Annotated in this window: 1 protein-coding gene; it reads left to right on the top strand. The window is 75.6% G+C overall.

Going from position 1 to position 9,148, the window contains the following annotated elements:
• The coding region (locus ACX9I7_RS32065; RefSeq protein WP_459389332.1) for a type I polyketide synthase at nucleotides 1-9,148 on the top strand (9,148 nt) is incomplete at both ends.

The following is a 9,148-nucleotide window of genomic DNA, read 5'->3' as shown; positions in this document are numbered from 1 at the left end:
GTACGCCTTCCAGCACGAGCGCTACTGGCCCCGCCCCGCCGCGCTCACCGGCGACGTCAGCGGTGCCGGGCTGATGCCCGCCGGGCATCCGCTGCTCGGTGCCACGCTCGCCCTCGCGGACTCCGAGGAGGTGCTGTTCACCGGCAAGCTGTCGCTGCGTACGCACCCGTGGCTGTCCGACCACGTGCTGGGCGACAAGGCATTGTTCCCCGGCACCGGGTTCCTGGAGCTGGCCCTGCGCGCCGGGGACCAGGTGGGGTGCGACCGGGTGGAGGAGTTCACGCTCCTCGCGCCGCTGGTGCTGCCCGAGGAGGGCGCGGTCCTGATCCAGGTGCTGGTCGGCGCGCCCGACGAGGCCGGCGCCCGTACCGTGACCGTCCACTCCCGTCCGGACGATGCCCCCGGCCGGCCGTGGACCGAGCACGCCACGGGCACGCTGGCGACGGGCGAGCGGGTCGCCGCCTTCGACGCGACGGTCTGGCCGCCGCAGAACGCGGTGGTCGTCGACCTCGAGGAGTTCTACGGGCGGACCGAGTACGGGCCCGTCTTCCAGGGGCTGCGGTCGGTGTGGCTGCGCGAGGGCGAGGTGTTCGTCGAGGCCGCGCTGCCCGCCGACGCCGCCGGGGACGCCGGTGCCTTCGGCCTTCACCCGGCCCTGTTGGACGCGGTGCTGCACGCCCACGGCTTCGCCGGGGTGGGTGACGAGCACCACCTGCTGATGCCCTTCGGCTGGAGCGGTGTGTCCCTGCATGCCGGCGGGGCGTCCGTGGTGCGGGCCCGGGTGGCGCGCACCGGTGACGAGTCGGTGTCCATCGCGGCCGTCGACGTCGAGGGTGCCCCGGTGCTGTCGGTGGAGACGCTGGCCTTCCGTGCCCGGTCCGCCGCCGTGTCCCCTGCCGCCGTGCGCAGCGCCGAGCACGACGCGCTCCTGTCGCTCGACTGGATCCCCGCCCCGGACGTGGCCGCGTCCGACGCCGGGCAGGTCAAGGCCGTGTCGCTGGGCACCGACACCCTGGGCGTCGGCGCGACCGTCGTCTCCCTGGCCGATCTCGACGGCGACGAGGACCTGGTCCTCGTGTCCCTCTCCGGCCTGGCCGCCGGTGGCGAGGACGACGTCCCCGCCGCCGCCCACGCCCTGACGGACCGTGTTCTCCACCTGCTCCACGACTGGCTCACCCAGCGCCATTCCGAGCGCTCCCGTCTCGTCTTCGTCACCCGTAACGCCATGTCGGCCGACGAGGGCGAGGCCGTGGCGGATCCCGCCGCGAGTGCCGTGTGGGGTCTGGTGCGCTCGGCGCAGTCGGAGCACCCCGGGCGGCTCGTCCTCCTCGACCTCGACGAGGCCGCCGACCTCGCCTCTCTCCTGCCCACTCTGCCGGCCCTGCTCGCCACGGACGACGCCCAGTTCGTCGTGCGCGACGGCCTCGTGCGCGTGGGCCGGCTCGCCCACCTGGGCGCGGGCGCCGGACTGCTGCCGCCCGCCGGGGTTCCGTGGCGGCTGGACACGGCCGCCAAGGGCAGCCTGGACGGGCTGCTGCTGACCCCCTGCCCCGAGACCCTGGCGCCCCTCGCGCCCGGACAGGTCCGGGTCGAGGTCCAGGCCGCCGGTGTGAACTTCCGCGACGTGCTGAACGCCCTGGGCATGTACCCCGGTGAAGCGGGGCTGCTGGGCGCCGAGGCCGCCGGTGTCGTCGTCGAGACCGCGCCCGGGGTGACCGGCGTGGGCGTCGGCGACCGGGTCATGGGCATGGTGCCCGGCGGCTTCGGCACCCTGGCCGTCGTCGACGAGCGGTTCCTGGCACGGGTGCCGGAGGAGTGGTCGTCGGCGGAGGCGGCGTCGGTGCCGCTGGTGTTCCTCACCGCCCTTTACGCCCTGAAGGACCTGGCCGGGCTGCGGGCCGGGCAGTCGGTCCTCGTCCACGCGGGCGCCGGCGGCGTCGGCATGGCCGCGATCCAGCTGGCCCGGCACCTGGGCGCCGAGGTGTTCGCCACCGCCAGTGAGGGCAAGTGGGACACCCTCCGGGAACTGGGCGTCCCCGACGACCACATCGCCTCCTCCCGGACCACCGACTTCGAGCGGCGCTTTCTCGCGACCACGGGCGGGCGCGGCGTCGACGTCGTCCTCAACGCCCTGGCCGGCGAGTTCGTGGACGCCTCCCTCCGCCTCCTCGCCCCCGGCGGCCACTTCCTGGAGATGGGCAAGACCGACATCCGCGACCCCCGGTCCGTGACCGGGATCGACGGTGCCGAGGTGGCGTACCGGGCCTTCGACCTCGCCGAGGCCGGCCCGGACCGCGTCCGGGAGATGCTGGCCGAGCTCCTCGGGCTGTTCGGCCGGGGCGCGCTGCGGCCGCTGCCCGTCGCCACCTGGGACGTCCGCCGGGCGCGCGAGGCCTTCCGCCACATGAGCCAGGCCCGCCACATCGGCAAGATCGTCCTCACCATGCCCCGCGCCTGGAACCCCGACGGCACCGTCCTCATCACCGGCGGCACCGGTGGCCTCGGCGGTGAACTGGCCCGCCACCTCGTCGCCGAACGCGGCGTGAAACACCTGCTGCTGGTCAGCCGGAGCGGCCCGGAGGCTGCGGGCGCGGCGGAGCTCCGCGACGAGCTGACCGCCGGGGGCGCCCACGTCACCGTCGCCGCCTGCGACGTGGCCGACCGCGACGCGCTCGCCGCCGTGCTGGCCGCGGTCCCGGCCGAGCGTCCGCTGACCGCGGTGATCCACACGGCGGGGATCCTCGACGACGGCGTCGTCGCCTGGCTGACCCCCGAGCGGCTCGCCTCCGTCATGACCCCGAAGGTGGACGCGGCCTGGCACCTCCACGAGCTCACCAAGGACCTCGACCTCGCCGCCTTCGTCCTCTTCTCGTCGATCGCCGGCGTCACCGGCGCCGCCGGCCAGGGCAACTACGCCGCCGGCAACGTCTTCCTCGACACCCTCGCCCGCCACCGCACGGCCCTGGGCCTCGCCGCCCAGTCCCTGTCGTGGGGCGCGTGGACGCAGTCGACCGGCATGACGGGCACCCTGTCCGAGGCCGACATGCAGCGCATCGCCTCGTCCGGCGTGCCGCCCCTGACCGTCGAGCAGGGCCTGGCGCTGTTCGACGCCGCCGGGATCTGCGACGCCGCCCACCTCGTCGCCATCGGCGCCGTCTCCGGCCCCGTCCGGGTGGCCGGACCGGTCCCGCCCGTCCTGCGCGGCCTCGTCAAGACCACCCGGCGCGCCGCCGCGACCACCGCCGCGGGCGCGGGCACGGCCGCCGTGCTCACCCGCCGGCTGGGGGAGCTGCGCGAGGACGAGCGCCTCCGCTTCGTCGTGGACCTCGTCCGGGCCGAGGCGGCCGCCGTTCTCGGCCACGCCTCCGCCAAGGCCGTCGACGACCGGCGCGAGTTCCACGACCTGGGCTTCGACTCGCTGACCGCCGTCGAGCTCCGCAACCGGCTCAGCACCGCCACCGGCCTGCGCCTCTCCGCGACCCTGGTCTTCGACTACCCGACCCCCACCGCGCTCGGCGAACACCTGCTGGCCCTGCTGCTGGACGAGCAGGACAACGCCGACACGCCCGCGCGCACCGGCGCCACCGCCCTCGCCACCGCCGACGACCCGATCGTCATCGTCGGCATGGCCTGCCGGCTGCCGGGCGGCGTGAACTCGCCGGAGGACCTGTGGCGGCTCGTCGCCGAGGGCCGCGAGGGCATCTCCGACTTCCCCACCGACCGCGACTGGGACCTCGACACCCTGCTGGGCGGCGACGACCGGGACGGCGGCCGGGGCCGCAGCGCCACCTCGCGGGGCGGCTTCCTCCACGGCATCGCCGACTTCGACGCCGACTTCTTCGGGATCTCCCCGCGCGAGGCCCTCGCCATGGACCCGCAGCAGCGGCTCCTCCTCCAGACCTCCTGGGAGGCCATCGAACGCGCCGGGATCGACCCCACCTCGCTGCGCGGCAGCCGCACCGGCGTCTTCGTCGGCACCGGCGGCCAGGACTACACGATGCTGGTGATGAACTCCGACGAGGACGTCGAGGGCCACACCAGCACCGGCCTCGCCGCGAGCGTCGTCTCCGGGCGCGTCTCGTACACCTTCGGCCTGGAGGGCCCGGCCGTCACCCTCGACACCGCGTGCTCGTCCTCGCTGGTGGCCCTCCACTGGGCCGCGCAGGCGCTGCGCTCGGGCGAGTGCACGCTGGCGCTGGCCGGCGGTGTCACCATCATGTCCACCTCCGTCGGCTTCCCGGGCTTCACCCGCCAGGGCGGCCTCGCCACGGACGGCCGCTGCAAGGCGTTCTCGGACGAGGCCGACGGCACCGGCTGGTCCGAGGGCGTCGGCATGCTCGTCGTCGAGCGGCTCTCCGACGCCCGCCGCAACGGTCACGAGGTGCTGGCCGTCCTGCGCGGTTCGGCCATCAACCAGGACGGCGCCTCCAACGGCCTGACCGCCCCCAACGGCCCGTCCCAGCAGCGCGTCATCCGCCAGGCGCTGGCGAGCGCCGGGCTGTCGACGGCCGACGTCGACGCCGTGGAGGCGCACGGCACGGGCACCACGCTGGGCGACCCGATCGAGGCCCAGGCCGTGCTGGCCACCTACGGGCAGGGCCGCGCCGAAGGACAGCCGCTGCTGCTCGGTTCGGTGAAGTCCAACATCGGCCACACCCAGTCGGCCGCCGGTGTCGCCGGCGTCATCAAGATGGTCATGGCGATGCGCCACGGGACCCTCCCGAAGTCCCTCCACATCGGCACGCCCTCCTCGCACGTCGACTGGACGGCCGGTGACGTCCGGCTGCTCACGGAGGAGCGGGCCTGGCCCGAGACGGGCCGGCCCCGCCGGGCGGCCGTCTCGGCGTTCGGCATCAGCGGTACCAACGCCCACACGATCCTGGAGCAGGCCCCGGAGCCCGAGCCGAAGCCCGAGGCGGGCGAGGGGGAGGCCCGGCCCGTCGCGATGACGGCCGTTCCGTGGCCCGTCTCGGCCAAGTCGGCCGACGCGCTGGACGCCCAGCTGGAGCGGCTGCGCGCCTGGGTGGCCGAGCGGCCGGAACTGACACCCGCCGAGGTCGGCTTCACGCTGGCGGCCGGCCGGTCGTCCTTCGACCACCGCGCGGTGCTGCTGACGGACGCCGACGGCCGCACGGCCGAGGTGGCGCGCGGCACCGCCGCCTCGGGCGGGTCGCTGGCCGTGGTGTTCTCCGGCCAGGGCTCGCAGCGCGTGGGGATGGGCCGGGAGCTGTACGCCCGTTTCCCGGTCTTCGCGGAGGCGCTGGACGCGGTGACGGCACTGCTGGACGCGGAGCTGGAACGCCCCCTGCGTGAGGTGATGTTCGAGGGCGACGCGGCCGTGCTGGACGAGACCGGTTTCACCCAGCCCGCGCTCTTCGCCCTCGAAGTGGCGCTGTTCCGGCTGGTGGAGTCCTGGGGAGTGCGCCCGGACTTCGTGACCGGCCACTCCATCGGTGAGATCGCGGCGGCGCATGTCGCGGGAGTGTTCTCGCTGGAGGACGCGTGCAAGCTCGTCGCGGCCCGCGCCCGGTTGATGGGCGAACTGCCCGCCGGCGGCGCGATGGTCGCCGTCCAGGCATCCGAGGACGAGGCCGAGGCCCTGCTGACCGCGGGCGTGTCCATCGCCGCCGTCAACGGCCCCGACGCCGTCGTCATCGCCGGTGCGGAGGCGGCGGTCCTGCGGATCGCCGAGGGCCTGGCCGCGGAGGGCCGCAAGACCCAGCGGCTGGCGGTCAGCCACGGCTTCCACTCGCCGTTGATGGACCCGATGCTGGACGACTTCCACCGGGCCATCGAGGACCTGACGTTCAGCGAACCCCGCATTCCGCTGATCTCCAACGTCACGGGCGGTGTGGCCGCGCCGGGCCTGCTGTGCTCGGCGGACTACTGGGTGAGCCACGTCCGGGAGGCCGTCCGCTTCGCCGACGGCCTCCGTACCCTCGCCGACGAAGGCGCGACCGCCTTCCTGGACCTCGGCCCCGACGGCATCCTCGCCGCCCTGGCCCACCGCGCCCTGCCGGAACGCACCGGGGCCACGGCCCCCGTGGTGGCGCCCGCCCTGCGCAAGGGCCGCCCCGAGGAGACCACGCTGGTCACGGCGGTCGCCGCGCTGTATGCGGCGGGCATCGGCGTCGAGTGGGCCGCGCTGTTCGACGACACGGCCACCCGGCGGGTCGAGCTGCCCACGTACGCCTTCCAGGGCCGGCGCTTCTGGCCCCGGCCCGCGGCGGCCGGCCCGGTGGACTCCGCCGGCGACCCGGTCGACCAGCGGTTCTGGGCCGTCGTCGAGGGCGAGGACCTCGACGTCGACGGCCTCGCCGCCGACCTCGACGTCAGCGCCGAGGCCCTCGGCGCCGTCCTGCCCGCCCTGTCCACCTGGCGCCGCAACCGGCGCGGCCAGGCCATGCTCGACGCCGTGCGCTTCCGCGAGGCGTGGAAGCCGCTGTCCGGCGCCGCGCCCGGCCGCCGCCCGGCGGGCACCTGGCTCGTCGTCGCCCCGGCCCGCACGGCCCTCGCCCCCGCCGACGACGCGTGGACGACGACCGTGACCGAGGCCGTCGGAACCGACACGATCCGCCTCGACGTCGACCTCGCCCCCGGCACCACCGCCCCGGGCACCACCGCCCCCGACCGCGAGGCCCTGGCGGAACGGCTGCGTGAACTGGCCGCCGCCGGTACGGCCTTCGCGGGCGTGCTCTCCCTCCTCGCGCCGTTCACGGAGGCCGTCGGGGAGGGCGGCGGCGCGGTCGCCTCGACCGCCGTCCTCCTCCAGGCCCTGCGCGACGCGGACGTCACGGCACCGCTGTGGTGCGTGACGCGCGGCGCGGTCTCCATCGGCCGCTCGGACCGGCTCACCGCCCCGCGGCAGGCGGGCGTCTGGGGCCTGGGCCGGGTCGCGGCCCTGGAGTACCCGGCGGAATGGGGCGGCCTCGTCGACCTGCCCGAGGACCTCGACGCCCGGACCGCCCACCGCCTCGCGGCCGTCCTGGCCGGTTCCGACGGCGAGGACCAGGTCGCGGTGCGCTCCTCCGCCGTGTACGGCCGCCGGCTGGCGCAGGCCCTCGCGGGCGCGCCGGACGACGGCTGGGAGCCCAAGGGCACCGTACTGATCACCGGCGGTACCGGCGGCCGGGGCGGGCGGATCGCCCGCCGGCTCGCCGAGGCGGGCGCCCACCACCTCCTGCTGGTCAGCCGCCGGGGCGAGGAGGCGCCCGGCGCCACCGCACTCGCGGCCGAGCTGCGCGAGCTCGGGGCGAGGGTCACCGTCGCCGCCTGCGACGCGGCCGACCGCGACGCGCTCGCGGCCGTGCTCGCCGCCGTCCCCGAGGACGCGCCGCTGACCGCCGTGGTGCACGCGGCCGGTGTCGTCGACGACGGCGTGCTGGCCGACCTCACCCCCGAGCGCTTCGCCGCCGTCCACCGCGCGAAGGTCACCGCCGCTCTCCACCTGGACGAGCTGACGCGCGACCACGACCTCGCCGCCTTCGTCCTGTTCTCGTCCGTCGCGGGCGCCGTCGGCAGCGCGGGCCGCGCCACCCTGGCCGCCGCCAACGCGGTCCTCGACGCCCTGGCCGTCCGGCGCCGCGCCGAGGGCCTCGCCGCGACGTCCCTGGCCTGGGGCGCCTGGATCGGTGACGAACCGTCGGACGACGGACAGCCGCTCACGAACCCCCAGCAGCCGTACCCCGCCGTCCACCCGGACCTGGCGATCGCCGCCGTACGGCAGGCCGTCACCCGGCCCGAGCCCGGCATCGTCCTCCTCGACCTCCAGCAGCCGCGCGTCCTGGACACCCTCCTCGGCGTACGGGACAGCGCCCTGCTCGGGGACCTGCCGGGCATCCGCACCGCCCGTACGGAGACCACCGTCTCCCGTGAGGAGAGCGAGTCGGCCGGCTCCGCCCTGCGGCAGCGGCTGCGGCGACTGGCCGCGAACGAGCGGCTCGCACCGCTGGTCGCCATGGTCCGTACGCACGTGGCGGCCGTCCTCGGCCACGCCGACGCGGAGGCCGTCGAACCCGACCGGAAGTTCCGCGACCTCGGCTTCGACTCGCTGACCGCGATCGAACTGCCCAACCGGCTCAACCTGGCCACGGGCCTCCACCTGTCGGCCACCACCGTCTTCGACTACCCCACGTCCACGGCACTCGCCGAGCACCTCCTCGCCGAGCTGTCCGACGGAACCGGGGCAGAGGACGAGCCCGGCACCGCCGACGGCGGCCTGCCGGAGACGTACTCCACCGCTGACGACCCGATCGCGATCGTCGGCATGGCCTGCCGCCTGCCCGGTGGCGTGACCTCGCCGGAGGACCTGTGGAGCCTGGTCTCCGAGGGACGCGACGGCATCAGCCCCTTCCCCGCCGACCGCGGCTGGGACCTGGAGACCCTCCGCACCGGCGGCCCCGGCGGCCGCGGCCGCAGCGCCACGCTGGAAGGCGGCTTCCTCGAAGGCGTCGCCGGGTTCGACGCCGGGTTCTTCGGCATCTCGCCGCGTGAGGCCCTGGCGATGGACCCGCAGCAGCGGCTGCTGCTGGAGACGTCCTGGGAGGCGTTCGAGCGGGCCGGCATCGCCCCCGAGAGCCTCCACGGCAGCCGGACCGGCGTCTACGTCGGCACGAACGGCCTCGACTACGCCCAGCTGGTGCTCAACTCCCGCGAGGACGTCGCCGGCCACACCGGCACCGGTCTCGCCAGCAGCGTCATCTCCGGCCGGATCTCCTACACCTTCGGCCTGGAGGGCCCCGCCGCCACGCTCGACACCGCGTGCTCGTCCTCGCTCGTGGCCCTCCACTGGGCGGCACAGGCCCTGCGCGACGGCGAGTGCTCGCTGGCCCTGGCCGGCGGTGTCACCGTGATGACGACCCCGGCGAGCTTCGCCGGCTTCACCGTCCAGGGCGGCCTGGCCCCCGACGGCCGCTGCAAGGCCTACTCCGACGCCGCCGACGGCACCGCCTGGTCCGAGGGCGTCGGCATGCTCGTCCTGGAGCGGCTGAGCGACGCGCGCCGCAACGGTCACCCGGTGCTGGCGGTGGTGCGTGGTTCGGCGGTCAACCAGGACGGCGCGTCCAACGGCATCACCGCCCCCAACGGGCCGTCCCAGCAGCGCGTCATCCGCCAGGCCCTGGCCAACGCCGGGCTGAAGGCGGCGGAC

Source organism: Streptomyces sp. L500 (assembly GCF_054551825.1).
This window is presented reverse-complemented; position numbering and strand designations above follow the sequence as displayed.